Annotated in this window: 18 protein-coding genes; 10 read left to right on the forward strand and 8 right to left on the reverse strand. The window is 74.6% G+C overall.

What is annotated here, in order from left to right:
- The first annotated feature begins 156 nt into the window (after positions 1 to 156).
- On the forward strand, positions 157 to 1,140 hold the full coding sequence (locus ACIP98_RS02310; RefSeq protein ID WP_401973254.1) for a carbohydrate-binding protein: 984 nt from the start codon (positions 157 to 159) through the stop codon (positions 1,138 to 1,140).
- A gap of 33 nt (positions 1,141 to 1,173) precedes the next feature.
- Here the strand turns inward: ACIP98_RS02310 and ACIP98_RS02315 are convergent, their stop codons facing one another.
- The gene (locus tag ACIP98_RS02315) at positions 1,174 to 2,112 is read right to left on the reverse strand and encodes a 1-phosphofructokinase family hexose kinase (protein WP_319662921.1); all 939 of its coding nucleotides are present in this window, start codon (positions 2,110 to 2,112) and stop codon (positions 1,174 to 1,176) included.
- Positions 2,113 to 2,258: 146 nt separating this feature from the next.
- Here ACIP98_RS02315 and ACIP98_RS02320 point away from each other — a divergent pair, with 146 nt between their 5' ends.
- The 3 genes from ACIP98_RS02320 (at position 2,259) to ACIP98_RS02330 (ending at position 7,037) form a co-directional block, all read left to right on the forward strand.
- On the forward strand, positions 2,259 to 5,156 hold the full coding sequence (locus ACIP98_RS02320) for an AfsR/SARP family transcriptional regulator (RefSeq protein ID WP_401973255.1): 2,898 nt from the start codon (positions 2,259 to 2,261) through the stop codon (positions 5,154 to 5,156).
- Positions 5,157 to 5,206: 50 nt separating this feature from the next.
- Complete coding sequence (locus tag ACIP98_RS02325) at positions 5,207 to 6,136, forward strand: SCO0930 family lipoprotein (protein WP_319662923.1); 930 nt, start codon at positions 5,207 to 5,209, stop codon at positions 6,134 to 6,136.
- Between the two features lie 370 nt (positions 6,137 to 6,506).
- Positions 6,507 to 7,037 (forward strand): sigma-70 family RNA polymerase sigma factor, encoded by a 531-nt coding sequence (locus ACIP98_RS02330; protein ID WP_319662924.1) that lies wholly within the window; start codon positions 6,507 to 6,509, stop codon positions 7,035 to 7,037.
- Positions 7,038 to 7,064: 27 nt separating this feature from the next.
- Here the strand turns inward: ACIP98_RS02330 and ACIP98_RS02335 are convergent, their stop codons facing one another.
- On the reverse strand, positions 7,065 to 8,495 hold the full coding sequence (locus ACIP98_RS02335; protein ID WP_401973257.1) for a hypothetical protein: 1,431 nt from the start codon (positions 8,493 to 8,495) through the stop codon (positions 7,065 to 7,067).
- Positions 8,496 to 8,656: 161 nt separating this feature from the next.
- Between ACIP98_RS02335 and ACIP98_RS02340 the strand changes: the two genes are divergently transcribed.
- The 3 genes from ACIP98_RS02340 to ACIP98_RS02350 all read left to right on the forward strand — a co-directional run bounded on the left by ACIP98_RS02340 (position 8,657) and on the right by ACIP98_RS02350 (position 15,426).
- Entirely contained in the window at positions 8,657 to 10,591 is a 1,935-nt protein-coding gene (locus tag ACIP98_RS02340) for a hypothetical protein (protein ID WP_401973259.1), read from the forward strand.
- An 81-nt stretch (positions 10,592 to 10,672) separates the two neighbouring features.
- Complete coding sequence (locus tag ACIP98_RS02345) at positions 10,673 to 10,966, forward strand: WXG100 family type VII secretion target (protein WP_319662927.1); 294 nt, start codon at positions 10,673 to 10,675, stop codon at positions 10,964 to 10,966.
- 53 nt (positions 10,967 to 11,019) lie between these two features.
- Positions 11,020 to 15,426: an FtsK/SpoIIIE domain-containing protein gene (locus tag ACIP98_RS02350; protein ID WP_401973260.1), complete on the forward strand. Its 4,407-nt coding sequence runs from the start codon at positions 11,020 to 11,022 to the stop codon at positions 15,424 to 15,426.
- A gap of 67 nt (positions 15,427 to 15,493) precedes the next feature.
- Here the strand turns inward: ACIP98_RS02350 and ACIP98_RS02355 are convergent, their stop codons facing one another.
- Both ACIP98_RS02355 and ACIP98_RS02360 read right to left on the reverse strand, forming a co-directional pair.
- Entirely contained in the window at positions 15,494 to 16,126 is a 633-nt protein-coding gene (locus ACIP98_RS02355) for a hypothetical protein (RefSeq protein ID WP_319662929.1), read from the reverse strand.
- Positions 16,123 to 16,419 (reverse strand): hypothetical protein, encoded by a 297-nt coding sequence (locus ACIP98_RS02360; protein ID WP_319662931.1) that lies wholly within the window; start codon positions 16,417 to 16,419, stop codon positions 16,123 to 16,125. Before ACIP98_RS02360 ends, ACIP98_RS02355 begins: the two co-directional genes overlap by 4 nt.
- A gap of 162 nt (positions 16,420 to 16,581) precedes the next feature.
- Here ACIP98_RS02360 and ACIP98_RS02365 point away from each other — a divergent pair, with 162 nt between their 5' ends.
- Together ACIP98_RS02365 and ACIP98_RS02370 are read left to right on the forward strand one after the other, a co-directional pair.
- Complete coding sequence (locus ACIP98_RS02365) at positions 16,582 to 17,265, forward strand: hypothetical protein (protein ID WP_401973263.1); 684 nt, start codon at positions 16,582 to 16,584, stop codon at positions 17,263 to 17,265.
- A 79-nt stretch (positions 17,266 to 17,344) separates the two neighbouring features.
- Positions 17,345 to 17,470, forward strand: coding sequence for a hypothetical protein (locus ACIP98_RS02370; protein WP_401973265.1), 126 nt, complete (start codon positions 17,345 to 17,347; stop codon positions 17,468 to 17,470).
- A 75-nt stretch (positions 17,471 to 17,545) separates the two neighbouring features.
- On the opposite strand, the gene nagA is transcribed toward ACIP98_RS02370, so the two are convergent.
- A complete protein-coding gene (nagA, locus tag ACIP98_RS02375; RefSeq protein ID WP_401973267.1) occupies positions 17,546 to 18,742 on the reverse strand; it encodes an N-acetylglucosamine-6-phosphate deacetylase in 1,197 nt (398 codons plus the stop codon).
- The gene (locus ACIP98_RS02380) at positions 18,685 to 19,578 is read right to left on the reverse strand and encodes an ROK family protein (RefSeq protein WP_319662934.1); all 894 of its coding nucleotides are present in this window, start codon (positions 19,576 to 19,578) and stop codon (positions 18,685 to 18,687) included. Before ACIP98_RS02380 ends, nagA begins: the two co-directional genes overlap by 58 nt.
- Positions 19,579 to 19,703: 125 nt before the next feature.
- Between ACIP98_RS02380 and ACIP98_RS02385 the strand changes: the two genes are divergently transcribed.
- Positions 19,704 to 19,961 carry a DUF3263 domain-containing protein gene (locus ACIP98_RS02385; protein ID WP_401973438.1) on the forward strand — a complete coding sequence of 86 codons (258 nt, stop codon included), beginning with the start codon at positions 19,704 to 19,706 and terminating at the stop codon, positions 19,959 to 19,961.
- A 117-nt stretch (positions 19,962 to 20,078) separates the two neighbouring features.
- Here ACIP98_RS02385 and ACIP98_RS02390 read toward each other — a convergent pair whose 3' ends face one another.
- Together ACIP98_RS02390 and ACIP98_RS02395 are read right to left on the reverse strand one after the other, a co-directional pair.
- Positions 20,079 to 22,814, reverse strand: a complete 2,736-nt coding sequence (locus tag ACIP98_RS02390; protein WP_401973439.1) for an FtsX-like permease family protein — start codon at positions 22,812 to 22,814, stop codon at positions 20,079 to 20,081.
- 119 nt (positions 22,815 to 22,933) lie between these two features.
- Positions 22,934 to 23,692 (reverse strand): ABC transporter ATP-binding protein, encoded by a 759-nt coding sequence (locus ACIP98_RS02395; RefSeq protein ID WP_401973269.1) that lies wholly within the window; start codon positions 23,690 to 23,692, stop codon positions 22,934 to 22,936.
- Positions 23,693 to 23,916: the final 224 nt, after the last annotated feature.

The raw sequence follows: 23,916 nt of genomic DNA on the forward strand, positions 1-23,916 counted from the left end.
CGGTAGGGTACCCGGGGCAGGGATGTGTCCGCCCGCGACAGCCGCGGTTGAATCGATCATGAACATTGGCCATCCGGAGAGCAGACCCCCTTATGCCGGGTCTCCCGGCACTGATAGGTGCTGTGCAAGCGATAGGCAGTGGAAGGTGAAGAGCGGATGACGGCCGGCAACAACGGCGCCCCCGAGCCCGGGAACGACGACCCCTTCGGGTATCTGTACCGGCAGGACGGCGAGGACGCAGGTCAGTCGCCCGTCGCGCAGCCGGGTGTGCCCCGCACGTCGTACAACCAGGTCCAGCGGGTCGGCGAGCGCCGCCAGCAGCAGCCCCCCGCCTACGGCTACCCCCAGCAGCAACAGCAACAGCAACAGCAGCAGCGGCCCCAGCAGCCCGGTTACGGCCAGCAGCCCCCGCAGCAGCAGCCGGGGTACGGCCAGCAGCCGCAGGCGACCCAGGCCATGCCGCAGCCCGCCCCCGCCGGTCCCGGCGGCGGCCGCCGCGCGGCGGCCTCCCGGTCCACGGGCCCCAACAGCAAGGGTCTGCTGATCGGCGCCGTCGCCGTGGTCGCGGCCGTCGCGATCGGCATCGGCGTCGCCATGGCCAACGGGTCCGACGGTGACGCGAAGGCGGGGAACTCCCCGTCGCCGACCGCCGCCGCGGGCACCGGCGGCGACGAGCCGTCCTCCGCCGCCAGCGAGGACGCCGGCGGCGGGCTGCCGGGCAAGACGGACGCGGCGAGCCTGCCCCTGTCGGGCGGCGCCACCATCGCGACGGACGTGCCCGGGGCCAAGTCCGCCGGCGGCAAGTACGTCGCCGGTATGGAGACCGTGGGCGCCGCCGTCACGTGGAAGTTCGACGCGCCCGAGGACGGCGCGTACACCCTGTTCGTCGACTACACCGTTCCCGGCGCGGACGGCAACGCGACCATAACGGTCAACGGCTCGAAGCAGGCACGGCCCATCAGCCTGTCGAACTGGTCGCACGCCAAGCCGGGTGACTACGAGCACGCCTGGACCAACTCCTTCAGCTACATCGCGCTGAAGAAGGGGGAGAACACAGTGGCGCTGTCCTGCGAGGCGGGCAACCAGTGCAACTTCTACCTCGACCGGGTGTGGGTGGAGGCGGGCCAGCACAAGGGCTGACGCGCCGGGGCGCCGCGCGACGGTCCGGGAGGCCTAGCGCGGTTCCTCCTCCGCGTGGGTGACCGCGATCCGGCCGAGCAGGTCCGCGTACGTCCCGTGGTCGAACTCGCCCGCCACCGGCGCGGCCACGGTCGCCGCCGACAGAGCCACGGCACGGGCGAGCCGGCGGGGCCAGTCCAGGCCCTCGACGAGACCGGACAGCAGGCCGGCGACGGCGGAGTCGCCCGCGCCGGCCGGGTTGCCGGTGACGGGCGCGGGCGGACGGGCCCGCAGGACGGAGCCGTCCTCGGTGAGGACCAGGAGGCCGTCCGGGCCCAGCGAGGCGGCGACCGCGCGGGCCCCGCGGCGCCGGGCGTCCCGGGCGGCCCGCAGGGGCTCCAACGCGCCGGTCAGACCGGCCAGTTCGCCCGCGTTGGGCTTGACCAGGTCGGGCCGGGCGGCCAGTCCGCGGCGCAGCGGTTCGCCGCTGGTGTCGAGCAGGACGGGTATGCCCGCGCCCCGCGCGTCGCGCACGAGGTCGGCGTAGCAGCCGACAGGCAGTCCCGGCGGCAGGCTGCCGCACAGGGCGACGGCCCGCGCGCCGTCGTCCAGGAGCTTGCGGTAGACCCCGAGGAAGGCCGTCCACTCCTCCGAAGTGATCGTCGGGCCGGGCTCGTTGAACATGGTCGTGCCGCCGCCCGCCCCGTCCACGACGCCGACCGTGCGCCGGGTGGTCCCGGAGATCGGCACGAGGGCGTCGGTCACGCCGTCCACGTCGGCCAGTTGGTCCCGCAGCCGGTCACCGGCCGGGCCGCCCGCGAAGCCGGTCGCCACCGCCTCGTGGCCGAGCGCGGCGAGCACACGGGCGACGTTCAGGCCCTTGCCGCCGGGGCGTTCGGCGGTCTCCGACACCCGGTGGGTGGTGTGAGGACGCAGCCTGGGGACGCGGTAGGTCACGTCGAGGGCGGCGTTCAGCGTGACGGTGACGATCACCGCGTGATCCCTTCGAACAGCGGGTGCGATGGGAAGGGATCATGCCAAAGGAACGGTCGCGGGCACAGACCCCGCCCGCAGGGCCCGCGGCCGGTGCTTCGCGGTCGCGGGCGACGCAGCCCGGCGGGCATGCCAAGCTTGGCCGGGTGGTGGTGCGTTTCCAGATCCTCGGGCCGGTCCGTGCCTGGCGGGACGGAGCCGAGGTCAAACTGGGCCCTCCGAAGCGGCGGGCCCTGTTCGCGCTGCTGCTGGCCCAGAGCGGGCAACCGGTGCCCCTGCACGCGATCCTGGACGCCCTCTGGGGACCGGAGCCCCCGGCGACCGCGGTCAACGTCGTCCACCGGCACGTCGGCGCGCTGCGCCGGCTGCTCGAACCCGACCTGCCGTCGGGGACCGCCTCGCGCCGCCTGGTGCGGGACGCGGGCGGTTACCGGGTGGAGGTGGAGCCGGACGAGCTGGACCTGCTGCGGTTCCGGGCGCTGCGCACAAGGGCGCAGCAGGTGGCGCTGCACGGCGACCGGGCGCGGGCCACCGGGTTCCTGGTCGAGGCACTGGGGATGTGGCGCGGTCCGACGGCTTCCGGCATCGCGCCGGAGGTGCGGGCGCACCCGGTCTTCGCCGCGGTGGACAACGAGCACCTGATCGCCGTGAAGGAGGCCGCCGGGTACGCGCCGGCGGCGGGCGCCGTGCTCACCGAGCGGGTGCTCGTCACCCTGCGCCAGGCCGCCGCCCACCACCCGCTGGACGAGGTGCTGCAGGCCCGGCTGATCGAGGTGCTGGCCGCCACCGGGCACCAGGCGGAGGCGCTGGAGGTCTACCAGGGAGTACGGGCCCGGATAGCCGACGAGCTCGGCCTCGACCCGGGTCCCGAGCTGCGGGAGGCGCAGCACAAGGTGCTGGACGGCACGGCCGTGGTCCGGCCGGCCCCGCAGGACCCGGTGCCCGTCCTCGACGGAGTCCCGGCGGACGCCGCGGGTCCCGCGGCCGACGCCCCGGGGGGCGCCGAGCTGCTGCGCCCGGCCCAGCTGCCCCGGGACCTCGCCGCCTTCTCGGGGAGACGTGCGGAGCTGGAGCTGTCCCGGATGCTGCCGTCCGGCCCCGCGGAACCGGCGCAGGCCGTGGTGATCAGCGGCATGGCGGGGGTCGGCAAGACCACCTTGGCCGTGCACTGGGCCCATCGGATCGCCGACCGGTTCCCGGACGGCCAGCTCTACCTCGACCTGCGCGGCTTCCACCTCACGGGTGCGGCCATGGGCACCGCCGAGGCGCTGCGCGCCCTGCTCGACGCTTTCGGGACACCCGTCGGCCGCATCCCCGCGGGCCTGGAGGCGCAGGCCGCGTTCTACCGCAGCCTGCTGGCCGGCCGCCGGGTCCTGGTCGTGCTGGACAACGCCCGCGACTCCGAGCAGGTCCGCCCTCTGCTGCCGTCCGCGCCCGGCTGCCTGGCCGTCGTCACCAGCCGCCACCAGCTCCAGGGGCTGGTGGCCGCCGAGGGGGCGCGCTCCTTCACCCTGGACCTGCTCGGCGACGGGGACGCGGTGGAACTGCTGGCCCTGCGGCTGGGCGCCGAACGGGTCGCTCGGGAGCCGACGGCGGCCGCGGAGATCGTCGCGCTGTGCGGACGGCTTCCGCTGGCGCTGGCCATCGTCAGCGCCCGCGCGGCCCTGAACCCGGGCTTCCCGCTGTCCGCCATCGCCGAGGAACTGCGGGAGAGCCACGGCAGCCTCGACGCCTTCACCGGCGAGGTGCCGCTCGGCGACGCGCGCTGCGTCTTCTCCTGGTCGTACCACGCGCTGAGCCCGGAGGCGGCCCGGCTGTTCCGGCTGCTGGCCGTGCACCCCGGTCCCGACTGGTCGGTGGCCGCCGCGGCGAGCCTTTCGGCCCGGCGTCCCGGGCAGACGCGCGCCCTGCTTGCGGAGCTGGTCCGCGCGCATCTGCTCTTCGAGAACGTACCGGGCCGGTTCTCCTGCCACGGGCTGCTGCGGGCGTACGCGACGGAACTGGCCGGCGAGCACGACGCCCCGGCGGAGGCGGCCGCGGCCTGCGCCCGGCTGCTCGACCACTACCTGCACAGCGCGCACGCCGCCGACGCCGCGCTCGCCCCGCACCGCGAGCGGATCGCGCTGCGCCGCCCGGCCCCGCACACCCTCCCCGAGCGCTTCACCGACCGGCGTGCCGCGGCCGAGTGGCTCGACGCCGAACGGTCGGTGCTGCTCGCCGTCATCGAGCACGACGGCCGGCACGGGGACGGGGCGCACAGCTGGCGGCTGGCCGTGCTCGTGGAGCTGTACCTGGACCGGGGCGGCCGCTGGCAGGAGCAGCGGACCGCTCAGACCACGGCCACCACCGCGGCGCAGCGGCAGGGCGACGTCCTCGGCCAGGCGCACGCCCACCGGGCGCTCGGCTTCGCGCTCGGGCGGCTGGAACGGTGGGAGAGCGCGCGCGAACACCTGCTGCGCGCCCTGCAGTTGTTCGGGGAGGTCGGCGAACCCTGCGGCCAGGCCCGGGTCCACCGCTACTGGGCCTTCCTGTCCAACCGGCACGGGTGGCATGCCGACGCGCTGCGCCACTACGCGCTCGCCGGTGACCTGTACCGCTCCGGTGGACACCTCAACGGCGAGGCCAGTGTGCACAACGAGGTCGGCTGGACGTACATGTTGCTCGGCGAGTACGACAAGGCCGTGGAGGAGTGCCGCCGTTCGCTGGTCATCCACCAGGAGACCGGCGACCGCAACGGTGAGGCCGCCGCATGGGACAGCCTGGGCTGCGCCTACCACCGGCTGCACCGTCACGAGGAGGCGCTGGACTGCTTCCGGCGGGCGCTGCGGATGTACCGGGAGATCCGGGACGCGTACCTGGAGGCCGACACCCTCGTCCACATCTCCGACACCCACCTCGCCGCGAGTGCCGCCACCGCCGCGGCCGACGCGCTGCGGCAGGCGCTTTCCATCCTGGACGGCATGGGTCATCCCGACGCCGAGGGGGTCCGCAGAAAATTGCGCGACATCGAACTGAACCCAGTGGTGCCACGGGTCCGTGTATAGCGGCGTAGCTCCGGCCCGGAGCGGACGTCTGGTGGACCTGAGGAAGTGCGATGAACAAGAACGCGCGGAACGCCCTGTTCCTGACCGGTACGGCCCTGGCGCTGACGGCCGTCACGGCCTGCGGGCAGCAGACCGGTACCGGGGCCGCCCCGGCGTCGGTGCAGCAGCCGGTGGTGAACGCGGTGTCCGGCTATCCCAGCGTGGACGACACGGAGTCGGCCCCGCCGGTGACGGAGGCGGCGTCCGGACTGGCGGTGCGCACCGACGCCAAGCTCAAGACGATCGTCGTGGACGGCAAGGGCATGACCGTCTACGTCTTCAGCAAGGACACCAAGCCGGGCACGTCGAGCTGCGAGGGCGAGTGCGCGGCGCAGTGGCCGCCGGTCCCCGCGGACGACGCCCAGGCGGCGAAGGGCCTGAACCAGGACCTGCTCGGCTCCATCACCCGCACCGACGGCTCCAAGCAGCTGACCCTCGCGGGCAAGCCGCTGTACTACTTCGCCAAGGACAGCCTGCCCGGTGACACCAACGGCCAGGGCGTCAAGGGCCTCTGGTACGCCGCGGAGCCCGACGGCTGGAAGGCAGGCGTGGAGCGCCCGGCCCTCGGCGTGCTGAACGACCCGAAGCTCGGGAAGATCCTCCAGGACAAGAACGGCCGGACGCTGTACCTGTTCACCAAGGACAAGCCGTGGCCGATGAAGACCGCGTGCGACGCGACCTGCCTGCAGAAGTGGACCCCCACCGCCCCGGTCACCGCCGCGGACGCCAAGGCCGCGGGCCTGGCGCCCACGGCACTGTTCACCTTCAACACGCCGAACGGCACGCAGCAGGAGGCCTTCAACTGCTGGCCCGGCTACACCTTCAAGGGCGACAGCCAGCCCGGCGACACCAACGGCCAGAACGTCAAGGGCGTGTGGTTCGCGATCAAGCAGGACATCACGGTCGACCGCGGCAAGACCGTCCCGGCGGCCAAGGGCTGACCGCCCCGGCCCCGGCGGCGCACCCGCGCCGGCCGGGGGCCGTGCCGACGACCCGCCGGGGGCAGCGGTGCCCCGGCGGGCCGTCGCGGCGTTCCGGTCCGCGGGGTCGCGGAGCCGGCCGTCAGAATCACGTCAGTTTTTCGGCAGCGGGGCCTGCCTACGATCGCGCCCCGCGCTGCTTCCGCCAGGAACATCGCCGAAGCAGGCACGAACCGTCGTGCCCGTCGGCCCCCGGGCCCCACACCCGGTCCGGCCCGCGCCCGCCCCGCCCCGTCCTTCGGTGATCCGCGCACCGGCCCCGCAGTGCGGCGGCGCCGGCGCGAGAGCCGGGAGCGCTGACGGGGACGAGTTGTGCCTTCCGGGACCGACCATGACTTTCGCCGCTGCTCCGGGTGTCCGCCCTGCGGCACGCTCCGGACATCTGCTGACCCTTCTGGCGGCCGATCACGGCAAACCGCTGCTCGCCTACGCGGAACGCCTGCTGCGCGACCGCCACATGGCGGAGGACGTCGTCCAGGAGACCCTGATCCGGGCGTGGCACCACACCGACCGGCTGTACGGCAACGAGGGCTCCGTCCGGGGCTGGCTGCTCACCGTGGCCCGCAACCTGGCCATCGACCACATCCGCAGCGCCCGCTCCCGTCACGAGACGGTGGGCGCGGACCACCACGACGTGCTCCAGGCCGACCACGCCGACGCGGTCCTGGCCTCGGTCGACACGCGGGCCCTGCTGCGGCACCTGTCGCACGAGCACCGCGAGGTGCTCGTGCACACGTACCTGTTCGGCAGGACGGTCCAGGAGACGGCCCGGATACTCGGCGTCCCGGCGGGCACGGTGAAGTCCCGGCAGCACTACGCGCTCAGCAATCTGCGCAGCCGGGTCGGCGCCGCGGCGTGGTGACCGCGGCGAACACGCCGTGCAGGCCGTTCACGCCGGGACCGTGAGCCGGACACCGAGCACGGGGATGTCCACCGCGCCGTCCGCGCCGGCCCGCCAGCGCCAGTGGGCGCCGCCGACCTCGCCGCAGACCAGTCCGGTCCATCCGGCCCCGCCGGGACCGCACAGCGCGGCCAGTTCCGCGGCCTCCGGCCCGGTGGGTGTGCCGGCCATGACCACCAGCCCCCTGACCGGCCGGCGGGCGGCGGCGCCGCGCACCGTGCCGCGGGGCCCGGGCGCCGAGTCCCCCGGGAACACCGGGGTCCGCTCCTCGGTCCCGACGCGGACCACCTGGCGCAGGCCGGACGGCAGGGTCAGCGGCGACGCGTCCGCGCTGCCGCGCAGGACGGTCACCGGGGTGCCGGGCCGGTTGCGGGCGACCTCCTCGAGCAGGCCGTGCACCACGTCGCGGGCGACGGCGCGGTCACCCGTGACGCTGAGGACCCCGTCGAGCCGGCTGAGGTCGTAGAAGACCGGCTCGCCGTCCGCGTCGACGCCGACGCGCACCAGGCAGGCCCGGTCGTCCGGGACCCGGGACGCCGCGGCGTCGGCCGTGCGGCGCCACCGTGCGCCCTCCGGGCCGTCGAGTGCGGTCCAGGGGGCGCCGGGGGTGTCGCCCGGGGCCAGCCACGCGGTCACCCCGGCGCTGTCCACGCGCAGGGCGTGCACCGGCCGCTCCGGGGTGTCCCCGGAGCCGGAAAGGTCGGCGGCGGCCGCGTAGGCGCGGCTCACGGAGCCCGCGTCGGCGGCGAACTGCCGGCCCACCGTACGGCGCAGCGCCAGGCGGCGGCGCCGGGCGACGGGATCGCCGAGCCGGCGCACCGCACGCTTCGCCGCGGCCCATGCGGCACCCACTCGGCGCCTGCCGACGATGCCCGCGGTCACCAGGGCGAGCAGCACCGCGCCCAGCACCGCGATCGCGGCCGGCAGCGGAATGGTGAAGGCGGCACCGCCGCCGGTGCCCGTGCCCGCGCCGGGGTCGGTCGCGGCCGGGGGTGCGGAGGCGTTCTGGGCGGCGGTGTCCCGGGCCAGTTGGACATCAGGGCCCGAGGCGTCCTGCGGCAGACGCAGGATCCAGCCGGGGTGCAGTTGCTCGTCCGGGCTGGTGAGGGCGGCGCCGTCGGTCTGCGCCTGCCCGCGGTTGAGGTCGAAGATCTCCCCGGCGCGCGCGGGGTCGCCCAGGGTGCTCGCCGCGACCGACGCGAGGGTCGCGGGGGCGCCCCCGGTCGTGCCGGTGTCCTGGACCACGAACACCTTCACGAGCTGGTCGTCCGCGCTCGCCGGGGCGGCGCTCGCGGCGAACAGGGCCCAGAGCGCCAGCAGTACCGCGGCCGCGGCGCGGCGCAGCGCCCTCCCGTGGGCGGGTGCGGTCGTCGCGGCCCCCGGCCGGTGCCGCCGTGTGGCGCTGACGCCGTCTCTCATCGTCTCCACCAAGTTCTCGTGTGCGTGCCGGTCCCCGGTCCCCGGCTCCGTCACCCCCTACACGGAGCGCCGCGGGAAAAAGGTTCGAAAGAGATCTGAACCAAGTCCCGGCGGGCGCCGTGTGGCAAGCGACAACGCACACGGACCTGGGAGGGACACGGATGGGACGCCGGCACGCGAGCGACGAGGACTTCCGCCTCGTGGGGCTCGACCGGGACCCGACGCCGGGTGATCCCGAACTGATCCGGGGGGTCGTCAAGCGGTACCAGGACGTCGGTGACGCGGCCGAGAAGGCGCTGAACATCCTCAAGAAGGACGGCACCATCTCCCGCGGCCGCGGCTCGGCCATGGACCAGCTCAAGGAGAAGATCGGCGACGACCTTCCCGACAAGCTGAACAAGACGGCGACCTCGTACCACGACGCGGCCCGTGCCTACAACGAGTACATCCCCCGCCTCCAGGAGGCGCAGGACACCTTCGACCGCGCCGTCGACCAGGCCCGCTCGGCCGCCGCCAAGGCGGGCCAGACCCCGAAGACGCTCGGCGAGAACCCCACCGACCAGGAGAAGTCGCAGGCCCGCGCCGTCCAGGACGAGATCGACGCGGGCACCAACGAGCTCGGCGCCGCCAAGGGGCTCGCCCAGCAGGCCAAGCAGATGCGGGAGTCCGCCCAGCGGACCTGCGCCGAGGTGCTGGACCGCGCGGCGGCGGAGGCGATCCCCGAGCGCAACGTCTTCCAGAAGATCGCCGACTTCTTCAAGGACTTCCCGTTCGTCCAGATCCTGCTGGCCGCGCTGATCGCCGTGGTGGCCGTGTTCTTCCCGGTGGTGGGCGCGCTGCTCGGCGGGGCGTTGTTCGTCTTCAACCAAGTGGTGGCGAGTCAGACGGGCGGCATCAAGGCCGGTGACTTCGTGGCCGGGTTGATCGGCATCATCCCCGGTGCCTCCCTGTTCAAGCTCGGCAGCAAGGCGGTCCAGGCGATCGCCCCGGCCGCGGTCGCCGCGATCAAGAACTCGGGGACCATCGCCAAGGTTTCGGGGACGATCACCAAGGTCGGTGACTCCGTCACCGCCAACAAGGCGGTCGGCGCGGTGCTCGCCAACCCGGTGGGCAAGGTGACCGTGGACATCACCGGCAAGTTCCTGACCAACTCGGCGCTGGAGGCGGCCGCCAAGGCCGCCAACCACGACAAGATCACCGCGGCCGGCGTCTTCGGCGGCGCCGCCGCGGGCGCGGTCGCCGGAGCGGCCTTCAAGGGCGGCATCGGCAAGATCGGTTCCGCGCGCGGCAACGCGCCGGTCCCGCCCGGGGGCGGCGGCCGGTTCGGGGACACCACCGATCCCGCGCTGGGCGACTCGATCGGCAAGCGGGCCTCGGACCAGGTCGGCGGCTTTGTCGAGGAGGGCGCGACCCTCGGTACGAAGATCGGTGTCGGGGTCGCCCAGGGCGGCGACCCCAACGAGGTCGCGGCCGGGGAGATCGCCAACTCCGCGCCCAAGCTGGGAGCGGGACCGGTCGGTGTCGCGGGGCTGGGACGCAAGATCGACGGCGTCGCCGACGGCATCCCGATCAAGGGTTCCACCGGCCCGGGCACGGGCACCGCCACGCCGGCTCCCCCGGCTGCTCCCCCCGCGGCGCCCGCACCGGACTCGCCGACCACCCCGGCCGCGCCGCACTCGCCGACGGTGCCGGACTCGCCGACCGCCCCGGCCGCGCCGGCCACCCCGACGACGCCGAACTCGCCCACGCCGCCGGCTTCCCCGACGACGCCGGCCGCACCGCACTCGCCGACGGTGCCGGACTCGCCGGCCACCCCGACGACCCCGGCCGCGCCGGCCACCCCGACGACCCCGGCCGCGCCCGACTCGCCGACCACCCCGACCACGCCCACCGCGCCGGATTCCCCGGCCGCCGGGCGCCCGCCGCTGACCCCGCTGGACATCCCGCCGCAGAATCCGCAGAGCCCGCAGGGCCCGGCGAGCCCCCCGGGCGGGGCCACCTCCCCGTCCGGCTCGGACTCCGGCAGCGACGGCTTCACCACCGCCCCGACCAGCCCCGCCGGGGGCGACGGGACGACGGGCTCCGACGGCCGCTAGCGCCGCCCGGACCCGCACCTCCACAGACCTCCGTCCCCTGGAGGGACGGATTGTTCACCCGATCACGCAAGGAGTACCGACATGCCCGACTACCGCGTCAACTCGGACGAGACCGCCTCCACCTCGCAGGCGCTGCTCAACGACTTCTCGCAGCTGCAGGACAAGCTGAGCGAGGTCAAGGGCAAGATCTCCAACCTGCTCGCCAACGGCTACAGCACCCCCGCGGCCCAGCAGAAGTTCTCGCCGTTCTTCGACGAGTTCGCCAAGGGCTTCGACCAGGTCAACCAGGGTCTGCAGGGCATCGGGCAGTACGTCCGCTCCGTCGGCGACGCCTTCTCCCAGACCGACGACCAGCTCGGCTCCAACCTCGGCTGAGGCCGGTGACCCCGTCGCCCCGTCCCGCCCCTTCGTGAGAAAGACGATGCATCGTGCGTTTGAACGTCAGCGTTCGTGACCCCCGCGTCGAGGGGGTGTCCACCACCGTCGTCGTCGAGACCGAGCCGACCGCGCGGGCCGGCCGTCTCGCGGCGGAGCTCGCGCGGGCCGTCGACCACGAAGGGGCCGGCGGGGCGGGGACGGGGGATCCCGCCCTCTTCATCGGTGCCGGGGAGATCGACCCGGAGGCCACCCTGCAGGCCGCCGGGGTGCGGGACGGCATGGACCTCGGGCTCGGTTCCGCCCTGCCGGCGGAGCCCGAGCCGGAGGGCCGCACCGAGATCCGGCTGGTGTCGGGGCGGGGCGCGGGCACGGTCTTCCGGCTGGTGCCCGGCGAGTACGACCTCGGCAGCGACGCCACCTGCCGGATCCGGCTGGCCGAGGACGCCCCGGCGTTCGCCGCCCAGATCCGGGTGCGGCTCGACGGCGGCGCGGAACTGCTGTCCGGCGCCGACGCGTTGCTCGACGGCAAGCCGATGGAGCCCGGTGCGGCCTGGCGGGAGGGCAGCCAGCTGGCCGTCGGCGACACCCTGCTGGAACTGGCGTCGCGCGAGGCGGCGACCGCGCCGCTGACACCGGCAGCCGACGGCCTGGGCCTGGAGTTCAACCGGCCGCCGCGCTTCCTGCCTGCTCCCGCGGGCGGCAAGTTCCGGCTGCCGACGCCTCCCGTCCGGCCCGACAAGCGGCCCGTCCCGCTGCTGCCGATCCTGCTGCTGCCCGCCGGCAGCGCCGCGATCGCCATCTTCGTCACCAAGAGCTGGGTCTTCGTCTTCATCGCCCTGCTCTCGCCGCTCGCCGCGCTGTTCACCCAGTTCGGCGGGCGCAAGCAGGCGATGCTGAAGTACCTGGAGAAGAAGGAGGAGTACGAGGGCGCGCTGCGACGGGTGCGGGCGGACATCGAGTCCGCCGTCCTGGAGGAACAGCGCGGCCTGCGGTTGTCGCTGCCCGATCCGGCCTCGCTGCTGCAGATGGCGGTACGGCCGTCCGAGCGGCTGTGGGAACGCCGCTGGCAGGACCCCGACTTCCTCTCCGTCCGGGTGGGCACGGCGGATCTTCCCTCGTCGCTGAGCGTCGAGGACCCCACCCAGGACGAGCACCGGCGCTTCACCGTGCCGCCGCTCAGCCAGGTGCCGGTCTCCGTGCCGCTGCGCAGGGTGGGGGTGGCCGGACTGGCGGGCCCCGGTGCGGAGCGGCTGGCCGGCTGGATGACGGCCCAGGCCGCCGCGCTGCACAGCCCGGCGGACCTGCGGATCGTGGTGCTGGCCGGGGCGGACGGGGAGGCGGCGTGGTCGTGGACCCGCTGGCTGCCGCACGCGCAGGCGCAGGGCGAGGACGCCTACGCGCTGGTGGGCAGCACCACCGACTCCTTGGCCCGCCGTATCGGCGAACTCGGCCAGATCGTCACCTCGCGCATGGCGGCCGGACCGGATCTGGTCCGGGGCGGCGTCAACGGCTACCCCGACATCCTGGTCGTGCTGGAGCAGGCCCGCAGGGCCCGTTCGCTGCCCGGTGTGATCGCGCTGCTGCGCGACGGGCCGTCGGTGGGTGTCCACACCCTGTGCATCGACCGCGAGGAGCGGCTGCTGCCCGAGGAGTGCGGCGCGGTCGTCGTCACCGGGGGTGCCTCCCAGGGCGTCTCGCGGGTGCGCACCGGTACCGGCTCCGCCCTGGAGGGCGTGCGTACCGACTCCCCGGAGCCGGCCTGGTACGAGCGCTTCGGACGGGCGCTCGCGCCGCTGCGCGGCGTCGGGGACAGCGACGAGAGCGCGCTGCCCGGATCGGTGCGGCTGCTGGACCTGCTGGGCATCGAACCGCCCACCGCCGAGGCGGTGGTGGCCGGCTGGTCGCTCGGCGGCCGCAGCACGCGGGCGATCCTGGGCACCGGCTACGACGGCGACTTCTCCGTGGACCTGGTCCGCGACGGGCCGCACGCGCTGATCGCGGGTACCACCGGTTCGGGCAAGTCCGAGCTGCTGCAGACCCTGGTCGCCACGCTCGCGGTCGTGAACCGGCCGGACGAGATGACCTTCGTGCTCATCGACTACAAGGGTGGCAGCGCCTTCGCCGAGTGCGCCGACCTGCCGCACACCGTCGGCCTGGTCACCGACCTCGACACGCACCTGGTGGAACGCGCCCTGGTCTCGCTGGGCGCCGAACTGCGCCGCCGGGAGACCCAGTTGGCGCAGGCCGGGGCCAAGGACATCGAGGACTACCTCGACAAGCGGTCCCGCGGCGGCGACGTGCTGCCGCCGCTGCCCCGGCTGCTGCTGGTCGTCGACGAGTTCGCGTCCATGGTGCGCGAACTGCCCGACTTCATCTCGGGCCTGGTCAACATCGCCCAGCGCGGGCGCTCGCTGGGCATCCACATGGTGCTGGCGACCCAGCGTCCCGGGGGTGCGGTCACCCCGGACATCCGGGCCAACACGAATCTGCGGATCGCCCTGCGCACCACCGACACCACCGAGAGCCGCGACATCATCGACGCTCCCGACTCCGGTGACATCTCGCCCGCCAACCCGGGACGCGCCTACGCGCGCCTCGGACCGTCCGCGCTGCTGCCCTTCCAGTCCGGGCGCGTCGGCGGCCGGCGGCCCGGCGGCGCGGTCGCCGAGGGGACCGAAGTGCCGGTGCGGGCCCACGCGGTGACCTGGCGGGAGCTCGGCGGCCCGCTGCCGACCGGCCGCTCCCGCGGCGGCGGTTCGGGCCTGGCGCAGTCCGAGGCGGTCACCGACCTCGCGGTCCTCACCGCGGCCGTCGCCCAGGCCGCCCGGCTGGCCGACGTGCCCCGGCAGCCCAGCCCCTGGCTGCCCGCGCTGCCGGAGGTGCTGGAGTGGACGGCGCCGCCCGCGCCCGGGCCGGCCGGCGAGCGGGCGGCCGAACTGCCGCCCGTCGCCTACGGCATGGTGGACCTGTCCGCACGGCAGACCCGGGCCCCGCTGGAGTTCGACATCGACCGGGCGGGCCATCTGCACCTGATCGGCTCGCCCCGCAGCGGCCGCTCCCAGTCGCTGCGCACGCTCGCCGCCGCGCTGGCACATGCGCACGGCGCGGACGACGTCCATCTGTACGGGATCGACTGCGGCAACGGCGCGCTGAACGCGCTGGCCGCGCTCCCGCACTGCGGCGCGGTCGTGGACCGCAACCAGGTGGAGCGCCTGGGCCGGCTGCTGGACCGGCTGAACGCCGAACTCACCGCCCGGCAGGGCGTGCTCGGCACCCGTGGTGCCGCCGACCTCGCCGAGCTGCGCCGCAGCCAGGCCGCGGGGGAGCGGCTGCCGCACATCGTGCTGCTGGTCGACCGCTTCGAGGTCTACGAGCGCGAGTTCACCGCGTACGACAACGGCAGCCTCATGGAGCGCATGATCAGGCTGCTGCGGGACGGCGCGGGCGTGGGCATCCACGTCGTGCTGGCCGGCGACCGGGTGCTGGGCTCCAGCCGGTTCTCCGGGACCACCGAGGACAAGATCGTCCTCAAGCTCAACGACCGCCAGGACTACTCGTCGGTCGGCGTCCCGTCGAAGTCGGCGCCGAGCGACCCGGCCCCCGGGCGCGGCATCCGCACCCTGGACCTCGCGGAGGCCCAGATCGCGGTGCTGACCGGGGACCTGTCCGGCGCGGCGCAGGGGCAGTTCCTCACGGATCTCGGCACGGCGCTCACCGGGCGCGAGGCCGGTGTGCCGCAGGAACGCCGTCCGCTGCGCCTGGACGTGCTGCCGGACCGGATCGCCTACGGCGACGCGCTGCCCCTGCACACGCGGCGCGGCCCGATGCGCCCGCTGGTCGCGGTCGGCGGGGACACCCTCACCGCGCTGGGCCCGGACCTCGCCGACGTCCCCACGTTCGTCGTCGCCGGACCCCCGCGGACCGGCCGCAGCACGGTGCTGCTCACCGCGGCGCACTCGCTGCTGGCGGAGGGCACGGGCCTGGTCCTGCTGGCGCCGCGCCGCTCACCGCTGCGCGACCTGGAGGGCAGGACCGGGGTGGCGGCCGTGATCACCGACTCCCAGGTGACGGTCGAGGAGTTCCGGCGGGTGCTCGGGGCGATTCCGCAGGACAACGCGGTGGTCGTCGTGGACGACGCCGAACTGTTCATGGGCTCCGACATCGACGCCGACCTGGCGCTGCTCGCCCGCGGCGGCGCGGGCAACGGCTGGGGCGTGCTGGCGGCGGGCAACGCCGAGTCGCTGGCACTGAGCCTGGCGGGCTGGATGGGCCAGGTGAAGCGCAACCGCACCGGCATGCTGCTGTCGCCGCAGGGCCTGGCCGACGGTGAGGTCATCGGCGTCAAGCTGACCCGCGGCGTGGTCGGTCAGGCACCGCAGCCCGGCCGCGGCCTGATCCACCTCGGCGACGGGTCGCTGCGGGCGGTGCAGGTGCCGCTGTCCGGCACGGAGGTCTGACGGCCTGGTACGGACGAAGGGCGGCCGGGACGCGATGTCCCGGCCGCCCTTCGCGTACCCGTCCGGCTCAGGAGGCGCCGGCGACGGGCACCAGCGGCTCGCCCTCCTCGGTCAGGAAGCGGAAGGTGCCGGTGACGGCGTCGAAGAGGTCGTACACCTCGTTCTTCAGCGGCAGGTTGGGGCTGGCCAGGGTGACGACGAGGAAGTCGTCGACACGTCCGGGCACCGGCATCATCGTGTGCATCGTCAGCAGCTCGACGTCGATGTCGCCGGTCAGCCGGGTGGTCTCGGTGCCGGTCACCCGGGGCACCGTGCCCACGTGCGGCACCTTCACGGAGGTGATCACCCGGTCCTTGGGCGCCGTCCCGTTCGCGGAGGAGACCCCCAGCTGCGCGGAGAGCACCGGGAGCGTCAGCTCCGAGCCCTCGGGCGTGGTGACGGCGAAGACCATGCCGTAGGCCATGAACAGGTCGTCGCCGTAGAGGGTCGCGGTGCCGGTGGCCAGCAGTGCCCCGTGCCGCCGCGCGGCCCGGCTCACCTCCCGCCCCTGCCGGAACATGTCGTTGATCCGGGCCTTCTCGCGGGGGTCGTCGGTGGTGGCGAGCGCCTTGGCGCGGGTCCTGGACAGCTCCTCCCCGCTCAGGTCGATGGTGTCCCACAGGTCGGGGACGTCGAGCAGGAAACGGTGCGCGGTGCTCACTGGCCACTCTTTCCGTCGTCGAGGTTCGCAGCGGCGTCCTGGTCGGTCTTCTCGAAGGAGTCCAGGATGCTCCCGATGGCGTCCCGGATGCCCTTGACCTGCTTCTGCAGCTGCTTCTTGCCGTCCTCCCACTTGTTCTCGAAGTGCTGTGCCGAGCCGTGGGAGAGCTCGGGGCCGAAGGCCGCGTCGAAGTCGAACGTGTGGTGCCCGATGTCGATGAAGTCGTGCACGAAGTCCAGCATCTGCTGGGCCTCGCGCAATTCGTCCCCCGGTATGTTGATGTCCTGGGCCATGTCGATCCCCTCGTGCTCCGCCGCTTACGGCCTCACGGGTCACACGGGTGGGACGGCCCGCGGAGTTCAATCGGCTTCCGGCGGGTACCTGTGAGGAGCCGCTGCCGCGAAGACCCGCGAAATACGGGTGAACCCTTTCGCGCGCGGCCCCGTGTATCTGGGGTGACCTCTCTTCACCACTTCTCCGGCGCCGCCCCGCGCGGTCCCGTACGCCGCGCGGTCGTCGCCACCGCGGTCGTCCTGTGCGGCGTGGCGGGCCTGGCCGGGTGCGGCAAGACCATCACCATCGGGGACGCCGGCGCCCCGGCGGCCCCGGCCGCCTCCGCGCCTGCCGCGACCTCGCCCGCGGCGCCTCCCGCCGCGTCGCAGCCCGCGGGCAACACCGCGCTCCAGGTCGTCGACCGGACGGCCGCCCAGGCCGGGCTGACCGGCAACGGCGGCACCGTCGTGGGGGCGGCCGTCCAGGAGAGCCCGCCGCGCTGGGTGCAGCTGTCCGCGGTCACCTCGCCGCCGCTGACGGCGCCGCATCTGATCAACATCAACCAGGCCGCGCTCTACCGCTTCGACCCGGACAGCGCCGACCCGACGCAGTCGCACTGCAACGACGCCTGCGCCGTCCAGTGGCCCGCGGTCACCATCCAGCAGGGCGGCAACGTCTACCTGGCGGGCGTGGACCGCGACCAGGTGGGCGCCATTCGCCGCCAGGACGGCCAGGTGCAGCTGACGGTGGGCGGCATGCCGGTCTACCGCTTCGCGGGGGACACCAAGCCCGGGGACCTGAACGGTCAGGGCGTCGGCGGGACGTGGTTCGCCGTGGGGCCGAAGGGCGGGAAGGCGGGGCAGTGAGAGTCCGCCCCCTGTGACAGGGCGGGCCTCCGGCGCCGGACAGCGACGGCCGGAGGTCCGCCCGTTCCACGACGGCTCGATGACCAGGTCGTACGCCTCGGCGAACGGCTTCGCGGGGGACACCGAGCCCGGGGACCTGAACGGTCAGGGCGTCGGCGGGACGTGGTTCGCCGTGGGGCCGAAGGGTGAGAAGGCGGGGCAGTGAGAGTCCGCCCCCTGTGACAGGGCGGGCCTCCGGCGCCGGACAGCGACGGCCGGAGGTCCGCCCGTTCCACGACGGTTACGGCTCGACGACCCACTGACCCCGGCGCATGACGCCGACCAGGTCGTACGCCTCGTTCAGCACCACCAGGTCGGCGTCCTTGCCGGGCTCCAGCGAGCCGACGCGGTCGTACACGCCCAGCAGCCGTGCCGGGTTGACGCTCAGGGCGCGCACGGCGTCGGTGACCGGGATCCCGTCCACCGTGACGGCCCGCTTGAAGGCGGTGTCCAGGGTCAGGGTGGACCCGGCGATGGAGCCGCCCTCGACCAGCCGGGCGACGCCGTCGGTGACGTCGACCTCCATGGGACCGAGCAGGTAGCGTCCGTCGCCGAAGCCAGCCGCGTCCATGGCGTCGGTGATGAAGGCCACCCGGCCGGCGCCCGCGCTGCGGAAGGCCAGTTCGAGGACGGCCGGGTGCAGGTGGACGCCGTCGTTGACCAGCTCCACGGTGACCCGCTCGTCCTCCAGCAGCGCGGCGACGGGGCCGGGCTGCCGGTGCAGCAGGGTGGGCATCGCGTTGAACAGGTGCGTGGCGACCGTGGCGCCGGCCTCGATGGCCTCCAAGGTGGCCTCGTACGCCGCGTCGGTGTGGCCGACGGCGGCGATGACGCCGTGCTCGGCCAGCAGCCGTACGGAGTCGAGCCCGCCCGGGAGTTCCGGTGCGAGGGTCACCATCTTCGCGGTCCCGCGGGCGGCGTCGATGAGCTTGCGGACGTCCGAGGGGTGCGGGTCGCGCAGCAGCGACGGCTTGTGGGCCCCGCAGCGGTGCGGGGAGATGAAGGGCCCCTCGAAGTGGATGCCCGCCAGGTCGCCCTGCTCGACCAGCTCGGACAGCAGCGCGGCCTGCCGGGCGAGGTCGTCCAGCTCGCCGGTGACCGTGGAGGCGACCATGGTGGTGGTGCCGTGCCGGCGGTGGGTGCCGACGCCGGTGAGGATGTCCTCCGCGCGGTCGGCCGAGAAGGACGCGCCACCGCCGCCGTGCACGTGGATGTCCACGAAGCCGGGGACGATCCAGTGCCCGGACAGATCGCGGGCGGCCGCGGGCCGGCGCGGGTCGTCCGGGACGATCGAGCGGCCCTCGACGGTGATCCGGCCGCCGTCGACGACGCCGTCCGGCAGCACCACGCGGGCACCGGTCAGCACGGTTGGTTCCGCAGTCAAGCGGTCACCTCCAGGGAGAGAAGATCCCAGGCCAGCAGCCCTGCGCCCAGGCATCCGGCGGTGTCCCCGAGGGCCGCCGGCACGATGAGGGGGAGTTTCTGGAACGTCAGCCGCTCCTCGACGGCCGCGCGCAGCGGCGCGAAGAGCGTCTCGCCGGCCTCGGCCAGCCCGCCGCCGACGATCAGCGTCTCCGGCGTGAGCAGGGTGATCCCGGTGACCAGGCCGTCCGCGAGGGCGGCGACCACCTCGTCCCACACGGCGACGGCGCGCGGGTCGCCCGCGGCGACGGCGGAGGCGCACTCGGCGGCCTCGGCGCCGAAGGCGCGGGCCACCCCGGCGGCGGAGGCGATGGTCTCCAGGCAACCGTGCTGGCCGCAGCCGCACGCCGCGCCTCCGGGACGGACGACGATGTGCCCGAGTTCGGTGGCCTCGACCCGCCCCTCGATGCCGATGGCGCCGGCGATGCCGGTGCCCAGGGCGACGAAGAGGAAGCGCTCGGCGCCGCGCCCGGTGCCGAGCCGGCCCTCGGCCAGGCCCCCGGAGCGCACGTCGTGGCCGAGGGCCACCGGCGTGCCGTCCAGGCGGCGGGACAGCAGGTCGCGCAGCGGCAGGTCGCGCCAGCCGAGGTTCGCGGAGAACACCGCGACGCCGGCCCGCTCGTCGACCAGGCCGGGCACGGCCACGCCGGCCGCGGCGGCGGGCTCGCCGAAGGTGTCCGCCCCGTACGCCCGCAGTTCCGCGGCGAAGTCGAGCACGGAGGCGACGACGGCCTCGGTCCCGCGGTCCCGGCCGGTCGCACGGCGGGCCTCGTGGAGCAGCGTGCCGTCCGCCGCGACCAGAGCGGCCTTCATGCCGGTGCCGCCCACATCGAGGGCGATGACGTGTCTCACGGAGCACAGTCTCCCGTGAGACAGCGCAAAAGGTCTAGTCCACTCGTCGAAAGAGATCCCGTCCGGCCGCCCGCCAGGCGTCCCGGCCGTGCCGCACAAGGGAAGGCCCGTGTGGTGCAGACCTCATATGTCCCTCGCCACGGGGCTATCGTGTCGAGGTGACCCTCACCGACCAGGACCGTGCCGTCCTCGACATCGCCGGCCGCACGTGGGCGGGACCCGGCGCGAAGGAACGGGCGATACGGGAGCGGCTCGGGATCTCGCCGACGCGGTTCTACCAGCTCCTGAACGCGCTGCTGGACGATCCCGAGGCACTCGCGCACGCGCCCGTCACCGTCAACCGCCTCCGCCGCACCCGCGACACCCACCGCACCACCCGGTAGATCCCGGCGCCCCGCGCCGTTCCCCCCGGCGGCATGCCGGTCGGGGCGCATCGCGCAGCACGGGCGACGCTCCCCCCGGCCCGGGGGGAGTGTCGCCTGCGGACGGACAGGGCCCGGCTAGTCCTGGACCCGGCGGCCCATCGCGGTGCGGGAGCGCGTGACCAGGGCGGCGAGCAGCGTGGCCCCGACGGGCACCAGGATCAGGAGCATGCCGATCGTGGCCCACGGCACCACCACGGGCACGTCGACGTGCGCGAGGGCGCTGTCGCCGCCATGGGCCAGCGCCTGTTCGGCCATCTGCCGTTGCTGCAGGCGGTCGACGCCCCGCAGCGCGACGGCGGGCAGGATGCCCGCGGCCGTCCCCAGCAGCACGCCCATCGCCGCGACGGCCCCGCACTGGAAGCCGGAGAGCGTGCGCCGCACCCGGCCCGGTGCCCCCACCGCGGCCAGGGTCCTGAGGTCCGCCTCGGCGTCGGCCTGGGCGAGACCCGTGGCGACACCCGCCGCACCGATCGTCACCAGGGCGGCGAAGAGCGTCAGCGCCGCCAGGACGACGCCGTATCTGCCGGTGTACCCGTGCTCCAGGTAGACCTCGGACGTGACGCCCAGTTTGGCGATGTCCCGTGCCAGCGCCTGCTGTTCGGCATCGGTGGGCATCCGGGAGGTGGTGAAGAGCGAGCCCAGCGGCACGGTCCGCAGACCGGCGGCGGCCGCCGCCCGCTGCGGCACCACCGCCTTGACCCCGTAGGACCGGGCGGTGACCAGCCGTACCGGCAGTGTGGCGACCGTGCTCGCCTGCTTCGACACGTCGGGGGTCACCCGGAGCCGCAGCGAGCCGTGATCACCGTAGGCGCGGTCGAACAGCACCGTCGTCCCGTGGGCGAGCGCCTGCCGCGCGGCGGGGTCGTGGATCCCCAGCGTCTCCAGCACCTGCGGTCCGCCGACCAGGAGGCCGCCCTCGGCCCGGATCGCCGGATCGACGCTGTCGTACCGGCACCGCCAGTCCTTGGCGAACGACCGCAGCTGGGCCGCGGTGAAGGTCCCCGCGGAGCCCTCGGCGACGAGCGGGCACTGGTTGGCCTCGGGCAGTACCGGCATCACGTTCCCGCAGCCCGCCTGCCAGTTGCCCGCGTCGCAGATCCGCGTCCCGGCCACCAGCCGGGACACGTCCGCCCGCAGCCGGACCGGGACGTCCGCGGACACGCTGCGCCGCACCGCCGCGACGCCCCGGCCCGCTTCCGAGGGCAGGCCGACCGCGAGCACTCCGCGCGGCGCCCTGGCGATGTACGCGTGCCGGTTCTGCTCCTCCTGGCTCGCCGCGTACGTGGCGACCGCGACCGTACCGGCCACCGCCGCCAGCACCGCCGCGACCGCGGGCGCGGTGCGTCCCCGGTTGCGCACCGCGTCCCGCAGCGCCAGCCGCGGGACCAGCGGCAGCCAGCGGCCGAGCCGGCCGAAGCCCGCGACCAGCAGGGGGGTGAGGGCCACCACGCCCAGTTCGGCGATGGCGGAGCCACCGGCCACCACGTAGGCGTTGCCGCTGTGCACCGACCCGAGGACGGCGATCACCGCGCCCAGGCAGACCGCCACGAGACCGGCCGACGGCAGCACCCGTCCGGCCCGCCGCGTGCCGCGCCGTCCGGTGAGCGAGGCGAGCACGCTCTGCCGGGAGGCGGTGACCGCGGGCACGAACGCGGCGAGCAGCCCGGTGACCACCGCGAGCGCCGCGATTCCGAGCAGTTCCACCGGCCGCAGGGCGATCCCGCCGAACCGGCTTCCGGCGTAGTCCTCCAGCCTCGTACGCAGCAGCAGCGTCAGCGCCACGCCGACGACCGTGCCGGTGACCGCCGCCGCGGCCCCGGTCACCAGGCCGCCGGAGAGCACGATCGCCCGGATGTGCCGGCGGTCGCCCCCGTTGGCGCCGACCAGGCCGAGCTGGCGCCGCGACCGCCGGGCACCGACCGCGAACGCGGGGCCGGCCAGCAGGCAGACCTCCAGCAGGGCCATCCCCGCGACGGTCGCCGCGGCGGCCGGTGCCGCGCGGTCCGGGACCGGGGCGGACTTGCCGTGGTCCGGGAGGCGGTAGAGCGGTACCTCGGCGTCGGCGGGCGGATCGAGCATCACCGTCCGCGAATGGACGACCACGCCAAGGGTGTTGGCCCGCTGCACCATGTCCCAGGTGAAGCCGCCCCGGGCCGCGACCAGGTACGACGACATCGGCTCGCCCCGGTCCGAGCCGGCCGCCGTGCGGGCGGCGAGGTACCGGCCGATGAAGGCTCCCGGCCGGAAGTCCAGTTGAGCGGTGTCCAGCTTGCTGGGCAGTTCGTAGGCGCCGACGATGCGGTAGGCCCGGTCCAGCCCGTGGGCCCGGACCTCGGATCCGATGCGCAGCCCGCTGCGCGTCAGGAACGCCTCGGTCGCGGTCACCTCGTCGGGCGCGGCGGCGAAGCGGCCCCGGGTCAGGTCCATGATCCCGGCGGCGATGGGGTCGGCCGCGTCCAGTTCCCTGACCTCGGTGCTCATGACGCCGGAGGCGGTCGTGACGTCGGCGTAGGAGCTCGTGTCGGGGATGGCCCGGGATCCCGCGGGCGCGGCCGTCCGGGGATCGACGGCGGCCGGGGCCGTCTCCGCGGAACCCGGTGCGGCGGAGTCCTTCGCCGAGCCGCTCTGCCGCGCCGGCGCGAAGGTGTCGCCCTGCGGCGACTGCAGGATCGCCTGGTGGCCCTGGCCGGCGTCCTCCAGCCGCGCGTCGGCCGCCCCGATGTCGCGGGTGATCGTCTGCCGCGGGGTCAACTGGGAGCTGCGGATGGTGACGTCTGCGGCGCTGACCCCGACGACCGGTACGGCGATCATCGCCAGCACCATCAGGCTGCGGCCCTTGGCGCGCCAGGCGTCGCGGCGGGCGATCCGGATCGCGACCCGCCAGCCGTGCAACGGGGCGGCCCCCGGGACCCGCCGGGTCGTCGGCGCGGTCACCGGGCGGTCCCGCCGGTCAGCAGCGACGCCTCGGACGACCGCAGCGTGATGTCCACCACGGAGCCGTCGCGCACGAGGACCACCCGGTCCGCCCAGGTGGCGAAGCGGGACTCGTGGGTGACCAGCACACACGCCGCTCCCGCGTCGCACCGGTTCCGCAGCAGCGCCAGCACCGCCTCAGCGGTCTCCGAGTCCAGGGCCCCGGTCGGTTCGTCGGCGAGGACCAGCCGGCGGTCGCCCACCAGGGCCCGGGCGACGGCGACCCGCTGCTGCTGACCGCCGGACATCTCGTCGGGGAAGCGGTCGGCGAGCTGCTCCAGTCCCATCTCCGCCAGCAGCGCGAGCGCTTCGCGGCGGGCCGAGCGGCTGCTGATGCCGTCCAGTTCACGGGGGAGCGCGACGTTCTCCGCGGCGGTGAGCGCGGGTATCAGGTTGTAGTCCTGGAAGACGTAGCCGATGCTGCGCCGGCGCAGCGCCGCGACGTGCTTGCGGCTCGCGGCGGTCAGGTCGGTCCCCTCGACCACCACGCGTCCGGACGTCGGCACGTCCAGCCCGCCGGCCAAGGTCAGCAGCGAGGACTTGCCCGACCCCGACGGGCCCATGACGGCGACGAGTTCACCCGGGTACACCGCCAGGTCGATGCCGCGCAGCGCCTGCACCTCGGTGGCCCCGGAGCCGTGCACCCGGGTCAGCGCTTCGAGGAGCAGCACGGGCGGCGGTGCCGGTGGCGTGGACGGTGTGTTCTGGCTGGACATGAGCTGGTCTCTTCCCCGGTGGTGTGCGACATGGAGGGGGCACCCCCTGGGCGGCCCCCAGGTCGGTTCACGGTGCGATCGGCATGCGATGGCCATGAGCTCATGAGGTTGCGAAACGGCAACGGATCCCGCGGCCCACGGCGACGGCGCCCCGCCGGTATGCCCGGCCGACGTCCGGTGCAACGGGCGGACAGCCCGCCGCTGCGTCCGGCCGACGTCCGGTG

Origin of the sequence: Streptomyces sp. NPDC088354, assembly GCF_044753585.1 — a bacterium.
Taxonomy (GTDB): Bacteria; Actinomycetota; Actinomycetes; order Streptomycetales; family Streptomycetaceae; genus Actinacidiphila.